This window comes from Spirochaetales bacterium, from assembly GCA_016930085.1.
Lineage (GTDB): Bacteria > Spirochaetota > Spirochaetia > SZUA-6 > JAFGRV01 > JAFGHO01.
Genome location: JAFGHO010000088.1, coordinates 34,926 through 53,910 on the forward strand (window position 1 = coordinate 34,926; position 18,985 = coordinate 53,910).

The window sequence follows — 18,985 nt, forward strand, 5'->3', positions numbered from 1 at the left end:
CCCTTCGTTATATTCACTCGCGTACGTCGATGCAGATGAGCCTTTTCGAATCGCGGAGGAGGAGCAGCCCCCCCGCTATCGCCAGGGGACCCCATGCGTCGCGGCCGTCGAGAAGCTTCGCGGCGTCGAGTTCTTCGTATCTTTCCGTTAACGCCCGTATCATGAAGAGGACCCCGTCGTCCCGAAGGATATAAAACTTACCGTCCGCAATGATATACGGACCGAGACCGAACTGGTGTTCCCTCCCGCTTTTAAAGACCATTCCCCCTTCCGGATCATAGCAGACGAACTGGGTGCGGTCGTTTCCCGCGTCTTTGGGAAGAATCCCGAAAAGATGATTCCGAAAGAAAATCGGTGTCTGCTGTTCCGAAGCAAGGTATTGGCGGGGGGTATAGCTTTCGAGTACTTCGGTTTCATAACCAGTCCCCTTTTTTGTCACTTCAAGCAGGATGGAACCTGCACCGTATCCCGCCGTAACGAAAATACGTCCGCCGGGCAATACGACCGGGGAAGGGGCGATGACCGCGTTTTCTGTGGCCTTTGTCCGCCAGAGGACCTTCCCCGTCTCTTCTCCACGGGCGCCGACAGCCGTCAACCCTTCAGGACTTGAATAAAGGTACATGTCGACCCCGGATATGCTCATCGGCATAATCGAAGAATGGGACATATGCCATCCGTCTGGATTAGGCGTCTCCCAGAGGATGTTTCCCGTCCGGCAATCCACCCCGATGAGGAGCGATTTCCCTCCGGGCGCGATAACGGCGACCCCGTTATCGATAAGCGGGCATTGGGCCGTATACCACATGGGTACTTCCGTCCCGTACTCCTTTTCCAGGTCGATGCCCCAGAGAAAATCTCCGCTTTCATCATCGACGCACATGACGTGACAGCGGGGACCTATGGTCACGACAACCCCGTCGGCAATCGCCGGAATTGTGCGGGACATTCCATGATTCCTTTTGACCAGTACCCTGTACCACCGGCGCCATAATTCGTTTCCGTCGGCAAGGGAAAGACAGCGCAGGGCGTCGGACCTCGATGCTTCATCATAATCGAGGATATAGACGCGGCCCCCGCCGACCGCCGGACCGCTGTGTCCTTCACCCAGAGAGACGGACCAGAGGACCGGCGGTCCTTTTTCCGGCCATTTATCAGCGAGCGGTATTGTCTCTTTGCTTATGTTATCGAAGTCTTCTCCCCGGAATCGCGGCCAGGAACCCGGGTGAAACGAGACCGCTTCGCCCGTTTTTCTGAAATTGCTTCCGATATCGACCGTTTCATCCGCGGCTTCAGCGACAGTCGGGCCGGAGTCCATGCCCGGAACATGTTTGACTATCCCGAAAGCAGGTTCAAAGGAAAGCCATGCCGCGATAATGAGACTTCCGGCCGCGAGGGTGAGGCAGGCGCTGATACCGCTGATAAACCGGTTGTTCCGTTCAGGCATCCTCTTTTCTCACATCGATACAGACGATATTTCCCCGTGAGTTTCTGCAATACATCTTCCCGTGAGCAAGAACGGGCGGCGTCCAGCAGGTGCCAGTCAGCACCCGCGCCTTTGCGACCTCCTTGTATGAAGTATGCGTGAGTTCCGCTATATGCAGATACCCGCGTTCGGTAAAAAGGACGAGATAACCGTTCGCCGCAATTAATGCACCGAAACCGAGGTTTTTACTCCACATTTCCTTTCCCGATGAAAACTCCAGACAGCGAAAGGTACCTTTCCCGGGTGAACCGTCATTTCCGTAGAGATAACCGTCATGATAGACGAAGCTGTTGAAATGGCTTTTCATTTTATCGTTTTTATAGACAAGCTGCGGCTTTGAGGATGTCACTGAAAGCAGGGCACAGCCGTTTCCGTAATCGGAGGCGATAAATACCTTCCCGTCGATATAGAGCGGGTCGGCCGCGTTGACATTGTATGAGGTCGACCACGGATATGACCAGAGTAGTTTCCCGATCTTTCTGTCCACGCCGTAAACGGCTTTTTCTCCGAATATAAGAGTCCCCTTTTTTTTTCCGGACGAGTATAAAACGGGCGTTGAATAACCGCATACTCCTTTGGGACTGGCCCACACTATTTTTCCCGTTCTCTTGTCGAGGGCCAGGCCGTACGAGAGGGCATTGATAAGGAGGTTGTTCCCGTCGATCACGCACGAGCTCGCGAATCCCCAGCTCGGCGGGATGGCGGAAAAATCATCGACAAGATTTTTTTCCCAGACCACCTCACCTGTTTTTGCCTTGAAACAGTAAAGATGGCCCTGTTCGCCGAGTGTGTAAACGAGTTCTCCGTCGATGGTCGGTGTCGAACGGGGACCCGGATACTGGCCGGAAGATGCGTCATAGGTGTATTCCCAGACAGTCTTGCCGGTCTGCACATCGATGCAGTAGACGGTGTCTTTTCGTTTATTATTGCCCAATGTATAGCCGCGTCCGTCTGTTATTGATAGTTGCGAAAAACCGTTCCCGACGTTAATCTCCCACAGGACCTCCGGTTTTTCTCCGAGGGCTTTCGGATTGAAATCCGAATCGCTTGTGATGCTGTTTCCGTCGGGTCCAAGCCACCTGGGCCAGTCCTCACCGGAAAGCTGCGAGGTCGCACAGAAAGCGATACAGGCAATGCATATAAAAACCCTTTGTCTTCTTTTTGTCATATCCATCCTCAATTCTTTGCTTGTTAGTATAATATATCAATAATATAAAAGAGGATAAAGGCCGGCAAGGGGGTATATTTTTTTCCGCCTTCTTTACGGTCTTGACGTAAAAAATGGGAGGGTGTAAGGTGGGATAAGAAAGGAGCGGGAATGGAAAATAATTCGGAAAACAAGGAAAGAAACTGGAAAAAAGAGATCGAGATAGCCGGGAGTGAATTGATAGAGCGGGTAAAGGAACTCATCAAAGAGGGAAATATAAGAAAGCTGATTATAAGGAAAGAGACGGGAGAGGTACTTATAGAAATTCCTTTGACGGCCGGGGTGGCGGTCGGGGGGGCGGTGACTCTGCTGGCACCGGTGCTCGCGGCACTCGGGGCGCTGGCGGCCCTCGTAGCCCGTGTTAAAGTCGAAATTATTCGGGTCGACGACAAGGATAATGACGGGGAGTAACAGCGGATATTCCTTAACATAAGGTAATGGATAATGCCGGAAGCCATTGTATTTATTTTACCAGGGGCGGCCGCTTTTTTGTGTTTCGGCGCCGTTACGCTTTACCGGTTTTTCAAAAAAGAAGCCATAACCCTTTTCGACATTGCCGCTCATTTCCGGCTTTCGTTTGTTTTTTCGGGATTCCTCAAGGCATCTTCCGTAAAAGGGAAAATCGGAACCGACAAAGTGCGGATCGGACATCGTTTATCATTGAAACCACATACGGTCTCCATCGATATACGACCTGCTGAACCCTATCCTTCCGTTTTTTTTATAACAAACGAAAATACGGTCGGCAGAATGGCAAGGATCGGCGGCATAGAGGACATCCTTACTCATGACGAACAATGCGATGCGCACCTTCATATTGAAAGCGACGATGAAATCGATATCATGAGCCGGCTGGATGAAGAGACGAGGTTTACGCTGTTCCGGCTCGTCCATAAGCAGGGAATTGTCAATATCGATAGGAAAGGGATACATGTTGTCATCGCCGTCAGGAACAAGTCCGTTCTGGATAAAACCATGGATAAAGCACAGCTTGTCGGGCATATCGAGGGGTTATTGAAGGCAAACGACAGGTTCAAAAACTCCGGGTCCGTCAGGGAACGGCTTTTGTATTGTCTCCGGATAGAGACGCGATGGGAGGTTGTTTTGCGGTACCTGGAAATTTACTGTACTCGTTTTTCCGTCGACGCCTCACTCAAGGAGTTGTTACGCAACCTTCTCTTTCACAGGCATTCCGAAGTAAAATTAAAAGCGGCCGAGTGCCTTGGTGAAGAGGGACTTCCCGAGCTTTACGCGCTGATGCGCGGGGGCCCTGTCTCGCTGAAAATCAAGGCGGTTTCGGCGCTTGTACGCATAAAACGGTCGGACGCGGTCAACGAACTCATCCGGTTGTTCCTGGGTACAACGGATGCGGAATTACAGGCCGCGATTGCGGGAGCACTCGAGAAATGCGGAGATACGAGGGCGCATGAGGTTTTGCTCGGGGCGTTGAAAACAAACAATATCGTTTTGAAATCCTCCATTATTAAAGCACTCGGTACATGCGGAACATTGCAAGCGATAGAACATCTTGCCCCTCTCGCAGACGACATGTTTGTGAACCCGGTTATCCGCCATTGCGCAAAAAGTGCGATCGCCGTAATCAGGGAGCTGCGAAGAAAGGGAGAGGCCGGCTCTCTTTCCCTGGCCGATCGAAATCGGGATGAATCCGGTTCAGGCGGTTCGTTGAGTATTTCCGACCGGGATACCGCCGGTTCTTTGGGTCTTGCTTCCGATGAGGAAGACGGGTGAGGGTGATAACGTTCCATATACCGTCAGTGCGGTTTGTCGGCTGCTACATAAACGGTATCCCGGGGAATTTCATTCAGTACACCTGCGGGAAAGTCCGGCGGGACGTCCGGGACAGCCGTGTCGACACCGATATAAAAGGTGTAAATTTCCGTTATCCCGTTATACCATTCCGGGGGGGATGCGATGTATGTACCGAATGGATTCGCTTTGAGGATATACTCTTTTTTTTCATCATCCACCCGGAATTCCAGAAACTGGAGACCCGATCCCTTTTTTTCGGGATATCCGATAAGTATACAGTAATCCTTTGCCTCGACGACGAAGAGTTCTCCGGCCGTAATGATTTTTCTCTGTTCATGCGGTACGGGAAACGATGAAATGGAGAATGCCGAATGTATATATATGGTTATCGTCTCGTTTTTAGTGAATCGGAGAAGCGGCAGTTCGAAGGGAGACAGCTGTGCGATGAGGCTTTTGGGCCGTAACAGGGGATAGGTTATTTTTGATGTGACGAGGAGGTATTGAAAATCGTCGACGAAATAATAGTCGGTAAGCTGAATTCCCGGTTTCCCGGTTTCCTCGATTGATATCTTTTGCGACTCCCGTAATCCCCTCGATCGTTCGCCCTGAATTGAAAACGCACTGAGATTTTGAAAATCATAATCGGTATCATCATAATTAATGAATGACCTGCTTTTCTCCCCGACATTCATTTTTTTGTTGTTGATGATAAAATGATGTATTCTGCCCTCGAGAAACGCGACACTGAAGGCCTCTCCGTAAAGGACGGCATTGCCCTGCATGTTCGCTTCATTTATCCTTTCTTTTGGAGGGAACATTGATTTCTGGTGAGGCTGAATCCGTTTTTTCAACACATGGTCGAGATTGAAGGGACTCGTCTCTCTTAGAATATCCTTGTATGTCCGTGACGTTTTTATTTCGAGATGACGGTCATTCCGTGCGCTTTGTGCGTTTTTCCGCCAAAGCGGGCAATCCGGTATGAATGAGAATCCCTTGAAGGGAGCCGGATCATGCATTTTTCTTATCGCCTCATCGTCCAGGGCGGTGATCGTCGTGAATGCGGCCTTGTGTTTTGAGAGCAATTCGTTTATTACCTCTGTAAATGGCTCGTAGTCAAACGGGATTGTCACGGTTTCTTCGATGAGGGAGCAGTCAAACAGGAAGAAAAATGTCGAACGCCCTTCTTCGATTTGTTTTTTTAATCCCCTTTTTAATTCATGAAACATATTCGGGGCCGGTGTAATAAAGGTGAAGGGCATCGGTTCGTTTCTTGTGGTACTGTCACGGAAGGTGCGGGGCAGATATGATAGGTGTTGCAGGGGTATACCGATAGTCCGGAAGCCGGCTTTTTTGTAACAATCGGCCGCCTCTTTCCGCTGGACATCGGCAAGGGCGGGAATGATACTGTCAGGCAGTATATCGAAAATGTCCTGTATTCCGGATTCCCACGGATTGGCAATACTCCACTCGCATTCCTTTTCAAGTTCGGCAAGTGAAAGAAGGGGGTGGAGATTGCCGCTGAATCCCATCGGTATCGGAATATCACCGTTATTTCTTGTCCTCGATTTAATTTCACGGATAAGGTCTTCGAGGTTTCCGGTTCTTATTTCGAGAAAGGGATGACAGGGGATATTCCAGTGTACGCTTGAGGCATTCCCGAATCCGGTATGGGAAAGCCATGATAAAAAGCGTTCCGTTTCTCTGCAGATGACTTCGGTTGAGGAATTGTTCCATCTCATTCCGATAAGGAGAGAAATATCCTGATCCATCCCTCATGTTATTATCTGAATCATGATAAAAGTCAAGTGGAGGTGCATTCTCTTTTCGAGAAAAATCATTCATCATCGCCGACGGTCCTTTTATGGTTCAAATGAATATGCTGTCGGAAAAATAAATAAACCATATCAAACTTCTTCTGCGCGACAAACTGCAAAGCCGGCTTTTTCGAATAAAAAAAAATTACCAATACTCTTGACGAAATAAAAAAAAATCGGTATCGTAACGCATCAATATCTAAACCCATAAAAAATTATATCTTACTTTTTACAGGAGGAGGAGTATATGAAAGTCAGACCTATTGGCGAGCGTATCCTTGTCAAAATTCAAGAGGGCGAAGAAAAAACAAAAGGCGGGATTATTATTCCGCAAACGGCACAGGAAAAAACCCAGGAAGGTATCGTGGTTGCCGTCGGTGATGATGAATCGATCAAGGTGAAAGAAAAGGACAGGATCATGTATGATAAATACGCCGGTACACAGTTGAAAATTGACGGCGTTGAACATCTGATTATAAAGATGTCGGATATTTTGGCAGTTATTGAATAATTATATTTGAGAGAGAGGTGAAAAAATGGCTAAACAGTTAAAATTTGACGAAGACGCCCGTCGTGCTTTGCTTGCGGGCGTGGAAAAAATGTCCAACGCGGTCAAGGTAACCCTTGGACCAAAGGGGAGGAACGTCGTTCTCGATAAAAAATTCGGAGCCCCGACTGTCACCAATGACGGCGTTACCATTGCCAAAGAGATCGAACTGGAAGATCCTTTTGAAAATATGGGGGCCCAGCTTCTTAAAGAAGTCGCCACAAAGACGAATGATGTCGCCGGTGACGGTACGACGACGGCGACGGTTTTGGCCTATTCGATTATCAAAGAGGGGCTTAAAAGTGTCGCCGCGGGCATCAATCCCATGGGTTTGAAACGCGGAATCACCAGGGCCGTTGATATCGCCGTCGATGATATCAAGAAAAAGGCTAAAGAGGTAAGCGACAAGGAAACCATTTCCCAGGTCGCCGCCATTTCCGCAAACAACGATATGGAAATCGGAAAACTTATCGCGGATTCGATGGAAAAGGTCGGAAAAGACGGGGTAATTACCGTCGAGGAATCCAAAAGCCTTGAAACGGATCTCGATGTCGTCGAAGGTATGCAGTTTGATCGCGGGTATCTGTCTCCATATTTCGTTACCAACAGGGAAACGATGACGACGGAAATGGAGAATCCGTATATTCTCATTCACGACAAGAAGATTTCGAGCATGAAAGACATGCTCCCCCTTCTCGAAAAGATCGCACAAAGCGGTAAGCCGATTCTTATTATCGCTGAAGACATCGACGGGGAAGCCCTGGCAACCCTGGTTGTCAATAACCTTCGCGGTACACTGAATGCGTGCGGCGTGAAAGCCCCCGGATTCGGCGACAGAAGAAAGGCGATGCTCGAAGATATCGCGATCCTTACGGGCGGTGAAGTCATTTCCGAAGAACTGGGTCTCAAGCTCGAAAATACGGAAATAAAGCAGCTCGGCCGCGCCAAGACCATAAAGGTCGACAAGGAGAACACGACGATTATCGAAGGCGGCGGCACGGAAAAGGACATCAAGGCGCGGATCGGCCAGATCAAGATGCAGATCGAGGAAACGACATCGGACTACGACAAGGAAAAGCTTCAGGAACGGCTCGCCAAGCTGGCCGGCGGGGTTGCCGTTATCAATGTCGGCGCCGCAACGGAAGTCGAACTCAAGGAAAAGAAGCACCGTGTCGAAGACGCTCTTTCGGCGACTCGAGCCGCGGTCGAGGAAGGGATTATTTCAGGCGGGGGTCTTTCCCTTGTCGAAGCGGTCCAGGCCCTCGAAAAGGCAAATATCGGCGATCTGACGGAAGACGAAAAGGTCGGTTTCAAGATCGTGACACGGGCTCTGGAAGAACCGATCCGGCAGATCGCCACCAACGCCGGGCTTGACGGTTCGATCATCGCCGAGAAAGCGAAGACGGAAAAACAGGGAATCGGTTTCGACGCACAGAAAATGGAATGGACGGACCTTATCAAGGCCGGCATCATCGATCCGGTAAAGGTCACGAGAAGCGCACTTCAGAATGCGGCATCGATAGCGGGACTCCTTCTCACGACCGAATGTACCATCACCGATCTTCCCGAAAAGGAACCGCCCCATGCGCCGGGCGGCGCACCGGGAATGGGCGGCGGCATGCCCCCGTACTAAGTGCGGCCGGCAGTGATGAACCGAATTATGGATAATCGAGGGAACCCGGCAAGGGTTCCCTTTTTTGTTGGTGCGCCCGTTATAGGGAAAGGGTGTTGCGATGAACGGTAAGGAGATTACCTCTCAAATCATCGGCATCGATGAGATAAAAAGGATCGAGCCGTTATGGAAGGAATTGAACCGGCTCCATGCCGGGGAATCGGTCTATTTCGGCGGTTATTTTCGAACACGTACCTTTCGGGACCGGTGCGAGGCGTTTTATAAGCGTAAGCCTTCGGAGCTGCGGATCGAAATCGTCAGCGCGGGAGGTGAGGACGTGGGGTATTGTGTGGCGACCGCCTCCGAAGACGGGGCTGGAGAAATCGATTCGCTGTTTCTGAAAGAGCCGTGGCGCGGCCGCGGCATCGGTGCCCGGCTTGTTTCGTCCGCCCTCGCGTGGCTGGATGCGTGCGGTGCCGTACGAAAAAGGATAATGGTCGCATACGGGCATGAAAGCGTTCTTCCCTTTTACCGGAAGTTCGGGTTTTACCCCAGGCTGACGCTGCTCGAACGGAAGGAAGAGAGGGGGGAGCGTGGGGAGTGAATGCGAAGATATCTAGAATAAACGGTCATTATTAAGTAACGGCAGCTCTTAAATAATGTAACCACGGATTTCGCGGGGAAGAGCGGATTGCGCGGCGACGCTAGTGAAGCCGTTAAAAGCTTAACGGTTTATAAAATATTTTTTATGATTTATATTTTTTTGCCAATCCTTTTGTTAATAATTCGTTGTTCAGGAAATTTCCTTTTTCTGCGATTTCATCGATATCGGTTTCCTCCTTTATATAATAAATGTCTGCGAGGTATCTGTTGTATTTATCCCGATAGTATGTTTTTACAATGACATATGTACATTCGTAAAGTTGGTTTATTATGTATTGTTGTGCTTTTTTACCTTCACCTGTCGTTACATCGGCCGCGTTTATTCCTCTTAATCTTAGCTTTTGTTTTGTCCTTATTTCGAATCCCAAATCGATATTCACCCAGAGGGTGTCGCCGTCGACTATTTCTTCGATGCTGCCCCGATAGGTAAATAATATACCGGGATTAATATTTTCCTTTTTATAAAACCGGTATACGTTATTTTCCTTTTTTACTTCGATTATATCGTCTTCGTTGAACCCGTTCATGGTATGCGTTTTATATATTCTGAATCCCAGATCAAGGGATAATGTATCGTTTATTTTTTTTAACCTGTATAGAAACGGTATTCCTCGTTTTTCCGCTATGTTACCGTTTTTACTGTTTTTTTCCTCTTTTCCTTCTTTGACGAGGTCTTCCAGTTCCCTTGTACTCAGTTTTTCTTCAAGAACTCTCCGCTCGTATTCTTTTCTTTTTTTTTCATCCCTCACCGTAAGGAGTATCCTGTAATGGGTCCATGTCAATTGTCTCCGCGCGGAGACAATTTCCGGATATGTTTCATAAAACTGAAGTATTTTATACAATGTGCTGCGTCCCATATCGATTTCTTCAGCAAGTCTGGTAAACACGTATTCTCCGTAGTCCGCCCTGTCGGTATAATTGAGCATGTGCTGATTTATGTGTCTGCCGATATTCCAGTAGGTTATTGTTCTTTCGTTTTCAAAGGTGTTGAACATACGCTGTTTGCTGTTGTCGATTTCTTTTTTTATAATATCGATAAGCTGGCTTATTGTTGTTTTTACGGTAATCGCTTTTCCCATATATGTTCAATTGTGCTTATAACTATTTCCGTTTATAGTAACAGTGTAAAACGTTATAAGTATTATGAAAACAGTAGACATAATATACATTATACATCAAATATATATTTTAATATAATATAAAAAGTAATATAAACTAACTATATATGAATATCGCTGAATATTGATTTCTCATCCGTGAAATCCGCTTTTTACCGCGTACTCCGTAGAAAAAGACATCCATAACGCTTTAAAATTTGCCATACGTGCCGCCTCCTTAATGCTTTCTCACGATGGTAATCTAATTCCGGCCGCCTGTCAAGGTCGGGCACTCCGTGTTGCTCCGCAAACCTTGACAGGCGGCCGGAATTAGATTGATTGGTCTCGAAAAAGCATTAAGGAGGCGTCTCTTATGACAAAACTCATCTATAAAGAACTATCGGATCTAATTATTCGAATGGCTTTCGCCATACACTCGCATTTTGGCCCTGGTCTGCTGGAATCCGTCTATGAAAGCGCGTTCTGTGTCGAGCTTTCACGTGCCGCTGTTCCGTTCGAACGTCAGAAAATCTATTCGCTGAACTACAAAAATGAATACGTCGGTGCTTATATCGCGGACCTTGTCGTCGACAATACAATTATCCTCGAACTTAAAGCAGTTTCGCAGCTTTCGAAGGTTATGGAAGCACAAATTCTCAGTTATTTGAAACTTTCGGGGCTTCCCGTCGGTTATCTCATCAATTTCAATACGTACAGCCTTGAATGGAAACGGTTTGTTAACCAGCTGTCGTGATGCCGGCCTTCGGGCCGGTTTTTTTATTGTATTACCTAATGCTTGCCGCCGATTGAATCGAGAATTTGATTTAAAATCCCGGAAGGAAACGAAGGCGACGAGTCTCCTTTCAATAAACCGGTCTCCGCCCTGCTGAATAGCGACTGCAATATAATTTCCCTGTGCTTTTCTTCAAGAACACCTTCTTTCAATAAAGCCAGATACTGGTGGGTTAATTGCAGCCGTTCATTTGCATCACGTGATAAATGGAAGGCGCTTAATGCTAATTTTACAAATAATCTCAATAAAAAGATTAATGCGGAAAAAATCAAAGCAAGCAGGATCGTCCATCTTATTATATTTTCAATTGAAATGCTTTTTGAAACCTGTTCTTCACTCAATGTCGTATTGGAATTTGTTATATTTGTTCCGGTAAAAAGCTGGTCGGGTAAATTCTCCAATAGATGAAAAGATATAAAGATAATAGCTATAACCATACAGACACTCAATCCGATCCATATAACACCGCCCCATCGATATCTTGTTTTGAATTTTTCCCAATAGGAAGCCGGGCCGTCTATTCTCAGTTTTTCTTGATATTGTTTTGTCAATTCTTTAAAATTATCTTTTTCTGTTTTGTATTGTTCATTGAACCTTTTTTCTTCATTTGCTAACAAATTTTTACTTTTAGTTGAGAATTCTCCAATAATTTCTTCCTTTTTGTTTCTTATATCAACTATTGCATTTGAAAGTATATCTCTGTTGTTTTCATTTTCTTTGATTATTAGTTCATATTCTCTTGTTGTATTATCAGTATGCGTGACAGCTTCATTATTGAGTATTTGAAAACCCCGAATCGCGTAATGCATAAATCCGGCTGATGGCTGTTGATTGAATTTTGAGTCGAATTGCTTCTGTTTTTGAAACAGATATTCCCAGATAAAATCTATGTTTGTTCTACTCTCACATACTTCAATAATAAAACTTCCGAATTCTGTTTCGGAATATACATAAGCCGGTTCGGGATTTTCGTTATTCATTTCGAAAATTTTATTTTTAATTATTTGTAAAATATGTTCTCTATTTTCTGTGTTGACGATATTTTCTAAGTCGTGTATACGTGCTTGAAAATTATTCTTTATCTTGTTTATTCTTCCGCCTCTATATTTCATCCAAAACCCCAATTCATTTTGCAAAAATCTGTAAAAAGAACGGAATGATTTGAATGTTTTGGTTTTTGTACCGGGATATAGATGCAAGATGAATGGTTCTTCCTTGAATATTTTTTCTACATGATCCGGTATTTTAATATCCTCCATTTCAACCTCCTGTATATTACGCTACACCGTACACACTCTCCGTCGCTGACGCATACTGCCTGAACACATGTTCATAAACATTATCCGCGATACGGTAAACCTCTTTCTCTTCATAATCATCGACGGGAAGCCCCGTTTCCTCCGCATAGAGAAAATCCTTTATAAACACCTTTACTTCATCGCGCGTCGATTCCTTCTCCCTCCAGTGGTCGATCTTTAATTTCTCCTCTTTCAAAGCTTCCAGCAATGACTGTGCAATCGCTTTGAGTTTATCGATCGTCTTTTTTGAAAGGCCGGGCTTTATTAATAGATCGAATAGGGCGAGGTTCTCTTCGTCAAGCCCCTCTCGTATTGTCCGTTTTTCTTCGTTATCAAGATCATTGACAAAACCGATTAATGCTTCGAATGTCTGTTCGATGGTCTGTCTTTCTTTTTCCCGGTTGTATTCATAAATAATTTCCGCATAACGTTCCTGGAAATTGATGCGCAGGGGATTCCGGCATATCATCGCATGTACTTTTTTCTCTATCGCCGCCATGAGTTCCTGTGCCATTGTGTGTTTTGAAGGGTATTGCTTGAACTCCTGTTTCAACAGCTCGAAGTTTATTTTGCTTATATCGAATATCCTGTCGGGCTGTTCCGAGGCATTTTGGGGTTCGATATTCCTTTCCACGACTTCATGAAGCTTCCTTATAATCGATGAAATATCCGCTTTTTCACGGTCCTCCTGCAGTTTCCTGTAAATTACGTTGATTGCCTTGTATTTCCGTATGTACTTTTTGATTTCATTCCGCAGGTGTATTGCCGCCTTGAATTTTTTGAATACCTCCCGTGCCCGTACTTCGAATCCTTTTCTCGTTTTATTGTTGATATTAATGGCTTCCTTTGCCTCCCGTATCGCTTTTATTTTTTCGAATCCGTCCGAAGTCAGCATATCGTTGAGGTTGAATCCGAACCGTTTAAGATATGACACCGTTTCCTCAATCGTCTTTGCGAGTAATAAAACCAGTTCCCCGTCAGGTTTCGCCGGACTTTCTCCAGGTTTTGCTTCGTTGCCGCTTCCGTAGACGGCAAGGGCTTTCCTCAAGTTTTTGAGGATTCCGCAGTAATCGACGATAAGTCCGTTCTCTTTTCCTTCATTGACCCTGTTCGCCCGTGCGATCGCCTGCATTAATGTATGTGCTTTCAGCGGTTTGTCCAGATAAAGGGTCGAAAGGCTTTTGACGTCAAATCCGGTCATCCACATGGCGCATACAAAGGCGATACGGAAGGGGTGATCTTCTTTCTTGAAAGCCGTTTCGACATCGATGCGTTTACCGTCCGTTGTATCGAATCCGTTTTTTATGAGCCTTCTGTGTGGTTCTATATCGATATTCCATTTTCTGAACTTGTCCACCTCACCCTGTTCTTCACTCAGAATCACCGCCATCTGTGTTTCCGTCATCCATTCCTTTTTTCTTATAAGGGCAGGCACTTCCTGCGGATCTTTTTCCGTATCGATTAATCGGGATGTTTCGTCGATTTTCCTTTCCCAGTAATTCCCGACAAGCAGGTACATTCTCACCGTGGTGATTTTATCGAGACAAATCACCATCGCCTTCCCGGTTTCCCACCGGTCCGTATAATGATCGACAATATCCTTCGCGATCGCATCGAGTCGTTTCCCGGCCGTCATGATATGGTATTCCCGCGCCAGTTCTTTTTCGAGCAATGCCTGCCGGTCGACATCGAGTATTTCGCCTTCAAGCGCTTCCGCCATTTTTTCGTTTATGCGTTCCGTTGACAGTTTGAGCTTTTCCCCCCTGCTTTCGTAATAGAGGGGGACCGTCGCCCCGTCGTCGACCGCCCGCTTGAAATCGTAGGTTGAAACATAGTCGCCGAATACCCGTTTGGTTATTTCATCGTCTTTGAAGAGGGGGGTGCCGGTAAACCCGATAAACGAGGCGTTCGGAATCGCGTTCCGCATGTTCAGCGCGAACGTCCCGTACTGTGTCCTGTGATTTTCATCGGAAAGAACGATGATGTCGCTTCGTTCCGAATACGGATCGTTCTTCGGCACCTCACGGTTGAATTTGTGAATCATGGTAAAGAGGAACGTGTGGTCTTCCCGGAACAATTCCTTCAAATGCTCGCCGCTTGAAGCCCTGCACCCTTCTTCTCTTACAAGGCCCACCCCCGTGAATGTCCGGTAAATCTGTCGTTCAAGGTCCTCCCTGTCGGTGACGATGAGAAAGGTGAAATTACCCGTCATCTTTCGACGGGTCTTTTTACAGAGAAAAACCATCGAATACGATTTTCCGCTTCCCTGTGTGTGCCAGAACACACCCAGTTTACCGCCGAGTGTTTTCCTTTTCCTTATTGCTTCGACCGCCCTGTTTACGCCAAGGTACTGGTGATTTCTCGCGAGTATCTTCACGCAGTGTCCCCTCGTTTCGTCAAAGAGAATGAAGTTTTCGACAATGTCCATGAAGCGCCCCTTGCTGCACATACCCTGAAGCATGATTTCGAAGTCGAGGCTTCCCTGTTCTTCTTCCTTCAACCGCTTCCAGTCCGTATATTGTTCATAGCTGCTTAATATGATTCCCGTTTTTGCTTCATCCCCGTTACTCAGGATGATCATCGCGTTGTAGTAAAATATATGGGGAATCGTGTCCATGTAATCCCTGAGGTTTTCGTCATACGCCCGCCTGACGTTTTTATGGGCCGCCTTCAATTCCATAAAAAGAAGCGGGATGCCGTTCACGAATCCGACGATATCCGCCCTCCGCCTGTACAGGGGGCCCTGTATCCACAACTCGCGTACCGCCAGGAAATTATTGTTTTCCGGATTGTCGAAATCGAATAGTTTCAGCCTCACGCTTTTTGTTTCGTTTTTTTCGTTTTTATAATTTACCAGAATTCCATTGATGCAGAGGTCATACTTTTCCCTGTTCTGGATTATAACGGATCGTGTATAGCTTATTTCGGAAAGTTCCTTTACCGCGCTCTCATAGACGGTATCCAGAAAGCCGGGATTTATTTTCGAAAGCGCCTGCTTCACGTACCGTTTGAGGATGACTTCCTTTTCAGACATCCTTCCCAGGGTTCCTTTTTCTCCTAGAACTTCATCGTTGTACGCGTAGATCGAATCCCAATAAAGGTTATCCTTGAAAAAATCGGCCGTTGTTTTCTGGACTAATCTGTCTTCGGAGAACTCGTGGGGCATGGGTTACCTCGGTATTTTTATTTCCACTGGTGTCTCAACCTTTATTTTAACCGGTGTATAAATATCGACGTCCACTTTCGGAGAATATATTGATACGACAAGTGAATATCTCGCCTTTTTGTTCCATTTTTGTAAATACTGTCTTTCACGCCACCATCCGATAACCGGATAAATCCCTATAAGATTACACGATGCCAAATCCATTGCAGTTCCCTTCCATATATCCGAATGAATAGAACCTTTTTCCCTGTTTGTTGCACCAAATAACCATTTATCGGAGGATGAATATTTATTTTCTTCATCTTCTTCTCTGGCAAGCTTATTAATCCTTTTAATAAAATCATTCAATTTTTCTGTTGATTTATTCAAGCGGAATCGTAGTCCGTGAGAAGCATACCTGTACCTGTCTTTCCATCCGATTTCACCCGGTCCCGGTTCAATAAAATAGGATAACGTCATCCGTAATTCCACTTCGATTTCTTTCAGGCTTATTAATTCTTCTTTGGGCCATGGAAGTTCATAGATATGCATATCTTTTGTTTTGTAGCTGTTATTCTTTTTATCGAATGGTTGTAGTTCGTTTTGAACTATCATTGTGAGTGAATTGCTTGTACACTCAATTGCTTTCTCAAAAGAAGGTATTCCGTACCCGCACGTTTTCAATAGCCTTGTATATTCCGTTTTATTTTCATTTGATAGAAATTGCTTTTTCATCGCATCCGACCAGTTTGCAGAGTGAACTATGAGTGCCCGTATTGTTTCGGGCCATGCTTCAGGATATCTCGATATTATTTGAGCCGCAAACCATGATGCCTTTGCGGCCGCACAGCTTGTCTGGTTCATAATACCGAATTGCCTTTCTATCGGTTTAAAATAAGTGGAAAGACAACTTAAATCATCACAACTGGAAATAAATCCGTCTTTACCCTGTGCCAGATTACCGCCTTCCATGACAATATCCGGCTTTACAGGCCATTTTTTATCCCAGACAGCTGAAGTTGTACTATATGGAGATAATTCTCCCTCTTTAGCAATTGGCGTATATTCTTCTAATTCCGGATCCGTTATCCTTACTTTCTCTGTATGGGCTCCAACGGTAATCGCATTCCATGACTGGCCCGGGTCATGGATCGAATCTGTCATATTCGAATCTGGATATTTATATGTAAAGTCTATATTCTGTTCTGTCATAGCATTGCCTGCGCATAATATAATCAGCCTTTTTATATTATCATCTGCTCCTGATGATAGTTTATCTATAGCGCCTGACCATGAGGACGGACGCCCTCTATCGATATTTGATTTATCGGTAACAGCAAGACAGGTTACTCTGTTTCGATTTGGATTATTGATTTCTGCTTTACTTATCGATTGGATTATGATTGCGCCATAGAGATGTTTCGGATTCTTTCCTTTTGGCGGAAGCACTTTTACGCTTTCAATCGAATGATGTATAGTAACAGGAATATTCGTTTGCAAGCATTCCTCGAGACTGCCGTAAATCGAAATTCCGGCCAAAAGAGTTCCATGGCCTGAATCATCATTTTTGCCCCATGTTATATCCCATGAATCCATATCATTCTCATCCAGCAAAGGCTCTATGAGTTTATGTCCCTTATTTATTCCTGAATCCAGAATGCATATGGATGTTTTTGATTTTTCAGCTATCGCTAACCTTTTTAATAAATTCTCCACCCATCCAGCCTGTTCTATGTTTGGAAGTTCCATCCAGAATGCCGCCGTTTCTTTTGCCGCTCTTATTTCTGCAAGATAGGGAAATGATTCAATAATCAGGTTAAGTATCGCGTTATCTGTAAAGGCAATACATACTGTTTTTTCAGGAAATACAATTCTTTCATCCTGGTATTTTATATCATTTGCATCACAAAACATTTTAAATTGATTATATACTTCTTCCCTGTCACTCGAAAGCCATATTTCACACCATTTTTTACTGTCAAAAGGAATAGATGAAATATCTTCGATAGGCTGCCAGAATGATTCGATAACGGCTAATTTGATGTCCTCGATACTTTCAACAAGATTTTTGTTTTTTGGGTTCCCTTTGTTAGTTGTTTTTTCTGCATATTCCTTTACTTTTTTAAGAAAATAACCTCTCATATTTTCAGGTATGAATACTGTCGCTCTTACAGGTTGGTTTTGTTCAATATTCTCTTCTTTTACATTACACAGTTTTATTCCGTATTTTATATTCTCAAGGCTTTTATAAATCAAATCGGCACCAGTAGCACCGAGAACATCGATATAACAGCCGCTCTTTACATCAGGCATTGATATGGCTTTTCTCTGTTCCTTTTTTTTATCGAAATAATTCCAAACTTTATCGAGCTTTTCTTTGATTCTTTGTGCATGTATTATTCTATCTCTAACAGGTATTCTTAATTTTGGTATGACTGTTTTAGGTGAGACATACTCAATCGTTTGTCCTTTATTTGTTAAAAATATATGAGGGTATTTTTCTTTTGCCATTTGACGGTATTAACTCCGTTTCCCGTAAGCATCTTTCCTCTCTTCAATCATAGAGATAAGGTTTTTTTCACTCACATCATTTTTATCGTTTAAAATTGCTTCTTTTATCGCATCGTCACATGCCCCGCATATTTCCGCATGGCTTAATGAACGTGCACTCTGTACCGCTTTTTCAATTTTTTTATTGCTGAGAATAAAATTACCCAACCTGTTCGTAATAAGGTCTTTTATTTCATTGTCACCCGGTAATTCGTAATGAAGGACATCGTCGAATCTTCTGAACAATGCATTATCAAGAATCGTGACATTGTTCGTCGCGGCCACGATGATGCTGTCGGAATTGTCCTGTTCGATAAATTGCAGAAATGAGTTGAGGACACGCCTCATCTCCCCGACATCGTTGTCCCTTCCCCGTTCAGCCCCGATCGCGTCGAATTCATCGAAAATATAGACGCCCTTTCTGTTTTCGATAAATTTGAAAACCTGCCGTAATTTTGCGCTCGTTTCGCCCATGTATTTTGTCACAAGCTTATCCATGAGAATGATAAAAACAGTAAGTTGCAGTTCTCCGGCGATGACCTTTGCGGTCATGGTTTTCCCCGTGCCCGGCGGGCCGCAGAGAAGTATTTTCCTCCTGTGTGAAAGGCCGTGTTTTTTTAGCTTTTCCTGTTTTTTGTATTCGGTCAGCACTCTTTTGATTCTGTTTTTCAGTGCTTCGGTAATGATTAAATCCGGTATGCGAAACTGGGTTGTCCCGGCTATGACCAGATCATTGAGTTCTCCCTGGAACGGGATAACCCTTGCCTTTTCTTCCCGTGACTTGTCGACCAGATTGCGTATTTCAAAAGCGAGATTCGTGTGCCCGACCTTTGCCTCGTGTGCGGCGACCTGCAGGGCAATAGTGTTAAACCGCTCGATATCATGTTCGAAATGAGACTGTATGAGTGATTTCAATTGCTCTGCCGTGGCCATAAGCTTACCCGCTTTCCACTATATTTATAAACCAAAATTGATAAAATAGCTATCACAAAATAGAAAAACCGTG

General features: G+C 45.2%; 14 protein-coding genes. 6 read left to right on the forward strand and 8 right to left on the reverse strand.

Annotated features, from left to right (window positions below):
* Positions 1–13 precede the first annotated feature (13 nt).
* Positions 14–1,444: a PQQ-binding-like beta-propeller repeat protein gene (locus JW881_15240; GenBank protein ID MBN1698870.1), complete on the reverse strand. Its 1,431-nt coding sequence runs from the start codon at positions 1,442–1,444 to the stop codon at positions 14–16.
* Positions 1,437–2,651: a PQQ-like beta-propeller repeat protein gene (locus JW881_15245; GenBank protein MBN1698871.1), complete on the reverse strand. Its 1,215-nt coding sequence runs from the start codon at positions 2,649–2,651 to the stop codon at positions 1,437–1,439. Before JW881_15245 ends, JW881_15240 begins: the two co-directional genes overlap by 8 nt.
* A gap of 150 nt (positions 2,652–2,801) precedes the next feature.
* Between JW881_15245 and JW881_15250 the strand changes: the two genes are divergently transcribed.
* Both JW881_15250 and JW881_15255 read left to right on the forward strand, forming a co-directional pair.
* Positions 2,802–3,101, forward strand: coding sequence for a DUF4342 domain-containing protein (locus JW881_15250; GenBank protein ID MBN1698872.1), 300 nt, complete (start codon positions 2,802–2,804; stop codon positions 3,099–3,101).
* 33 nt (positions 3,102–3,134) lie between these two features.
* Positions 3,135–4,439 (forward strand): HEAT repeat domain-containing protein, encoded by a 1,305-nt coding sequence (locus JW881_15255; GenBank protein ID MBN1698873.1) that lies wholly within the window; start codon positions 3,135–3,137, stop codon positions 4,437–4,439.
* 23 nt (positions 4,440–4,462) lie between these two features.
* Here JW881_15255 and JW881_15260 read toward each other — a convergent pair whose 3' ends face one another.
* On the reverse strand, positions 4,463–6,229 hold the full coding sequence (locus JW881_15260) for a hypothetical protein (protein ID MBN1698874.1): 1,767 nt from the start codon (positions 6,227–6,229) through the stop codon (positions 4,463–4,465).
* 292 nt (positions 6,230–6,521) lie between these two features.
* Between JW881_15260 and JW881_15265 the strand changes: the two genes are divergently transcribed.
* The 3 genes from JW881_15265 (at position 6,522) to JW881_15275 (ending at position 9,037) form a co-directional block, all read left to right on the forward strand.
* Complete coding sequence (locus JW881_15265; GenBank protein ID MBN1698875.1) at positions 6,522–6,785, forward strand: co-chaperone GroES; 264 nt, start codon at positions 6,522–6,524, stop codon at positions 6,783–6,785.
* 25 nt (positions 6,786–6,810) lie between these two features.
* Positions 6,811–8,454 carry a chaperonin GroEL gene (gene groL, locus JW881_15270; protein MBN1698876.1) on the forward strand — a complete coding sequence of 548 codons (1,644 nt, stop codon included), beginning with the start codon at positions 6,811–6,813 and terminating at the stop codon, positions 8,452–8,454.
* A 100-nt stretch (positions 8,455–8,554) separates the two neighbouring features.
* Positions 8,555–9,037: a GNAT family N-acetyltransferase gene (locus JW881_15275; protein MBN1698877.1), complete on the forward strand. Its 483-nt coding sequence runs from the start codon at positions 8,555–8,557 to the stop codon at positions 9,035–9,037.
* Positions 9,038–9,179: 142 nt separating this feature from the next.
* Here the strand turns inward: JW881_15275 and JW881_15280 are convergent, their stop codons facing one another.
* Positions 9,180–10,175, reverse strand: coding sequence for a thermonuclease family protein (locus tag JW881_15280; protein MBN1698878.1), 996 nt, complete (start codon positions 10,173–10,175; stop codon positions 9,180–9,182).
* A gap of 391 nt (positions 10,176–10,566) precedes the next feature.
* On the opposite strand from JW881_15280, the gene JW881_15285 reads away from it, so the two are divergent.
* Positions 10,567–10,947 carry a GxxExxY protein gene (locus JW881_15285; GenBank protein ID MBN1698879.1) on the forward strand — a complete coding sequence of 127 codons (381 nt, stop codon included), beginning with the start codon at positions 10,567–10,569 and terminating at the stop codon, positions 10,945–10,947.
* A 35-nt stretch (positions 10,948–10,982) separates the two neighbouring features.
* Here JW881_15285 and JW881_15290 read toward each other — a convergent pair whose 3' ends face one another.
* The 4 genes from JW881_15290 to JW881_15305 are packed head-to-tail and all read right to left on the reverse strand — an operon-like array spanning position 10,983 to position 18,912.
* A complete protein-coding gene (locus JW881_15290; GenBank protein ID MBN1698880.1) occupies positions 10,983–12,245 on the reverse strand; it encodes a hypothetical protein in 1,263 nt (420 codons plus the stop codon).
* Between the two features lie 16 nt (positions 12,246–12,261).
* On the reverse strand, positions 12,262–15,450 hold the full coding sequence (locus tag JW881_15295; protein MBN1698881.1) for a type I restriction endonuclease subunit R: 3,189 nt from the start codon (positions 15,448–15,450) through the stop codon (positions 12,262–12,264).
* Between the two features lie 3 nt (positions 15,451–15,453).
* Complete coding sequence (locus tag JW881_15300) at positions 15,454–17,940, reverse strand: S8 family peptidase (protein ID MBN1698882.1); 2,487 nt, start codon at positions 17,938–17,940, stop codon at positions 15,454–15,456.
* A gap of 9 nt (positions 17,941–17,949) precedes the next feature.
* Positions 17,950–18,912, reverse strand: a complete 963-nt coding sequence (locus JW881_15305; GenBank protein ID MBN1698883.1) for an ATP-binding protein — start codon at positions 18,910–18,912, stop codon at positions 17,950–17,952.
* Between the last annotated feature and the right edge of the window lie 73 nt (positions 18,913–18,985).

Bases quoted from the DNA above. Each gene is read 5' to 3' on its own strand.
- groL (MBN1698876.1), top strand. From the start codon at position 6,811: ATGGCTAAACAGTTAAAATTTGACGAAGACGCCCGTCGTGCTTTGCTT.
- JW881_15255 (MBN1698873.1), top strand. From the start codon at position 3,135: ATGCCGGAAGCCATTGTATTTATTTTACCAGGGGCGGCCGCTTTTTTG.
- JW881_15260 (MBN1698874.1), bottom strand. From the start codon at position 6,229: ATGGATCAGGATATTTCTCTCCTTATCGGAATGAGATGGAACAATTCC.
- JW881_15245 (MBN1698871.1), bottom strand. From the start codon at position 2,651: ATGACAAAAAGAAGACAAAGGGTTTTTATATGCATTGCCTGTATCGCT.
- JW881_15295 (MBN1698881.1), bottom strand. From the start codon at position 15,450: ATGCCCCACGAGTTCTCCGAAGACAGATTAGTCCAGAAAACAACGGCC.
- JW881_15240 (MBN1698870.1), bottom strand. From the start codon at position 1,444: ATGCCTGAACGGAACAACCGGTTTATCAGCGGTATCAGCGCCTGCCTC.
- JW881_15300 (MBN1698882.1), bottom strand. From the start codon at position 17,940: ATGGCAAAAGAAAAATACCCTCATATATTTTTAACAAATAAAGGACAA.
- JW881_15275 (MBN1698877.1), top strand. From the start codon at position 8,555: ATGAACGGTAAGGAGATTACCTCTCAAATCATCGGCATCGATGAGATA.
- JW881_15290 (MBN1698880.1), bottom strand. From the start codon at position 12,245: ATGGAGGATATTAAAATACCGGATCATGTAGAAAAAATATTCAAGGAA.
- JW881_15285 (MBN1698879.1), top strand. From the start codon at position 10,567: ATGACAAAACTCATCTATAAAGAACTATCGGATCTAATTATTCGAATG.
- JW881_15280 (MBN1698878.1), bottom strand. From the start codon at position 10,175: ATGGGAAAAGCGATTACCGTAAAAACAACAATAAGCCAGCTTATCGAT.
- JW881_15250 (MBN1698872.1), top strand. From the start codon at position 2,802: ATGGAAAATAATTCGGAAAACAAGGAAAGAAACTGGAAAAAAGAGATC.
- JW881_15305 (MBN1698883.1), bottom strand. From the start codon at position 18,912: ATGGCCACGGCAGAGCAATTGAAATCACTCATACAGTCTCATTTCGAA.
- JW881_15265 (MBN1698875.1), top strand. From the start codon at position 6,522: ATGAAAGTCAGACCTATTGGCGAGCGTATCCTTGTCAAAATTCAAGAG.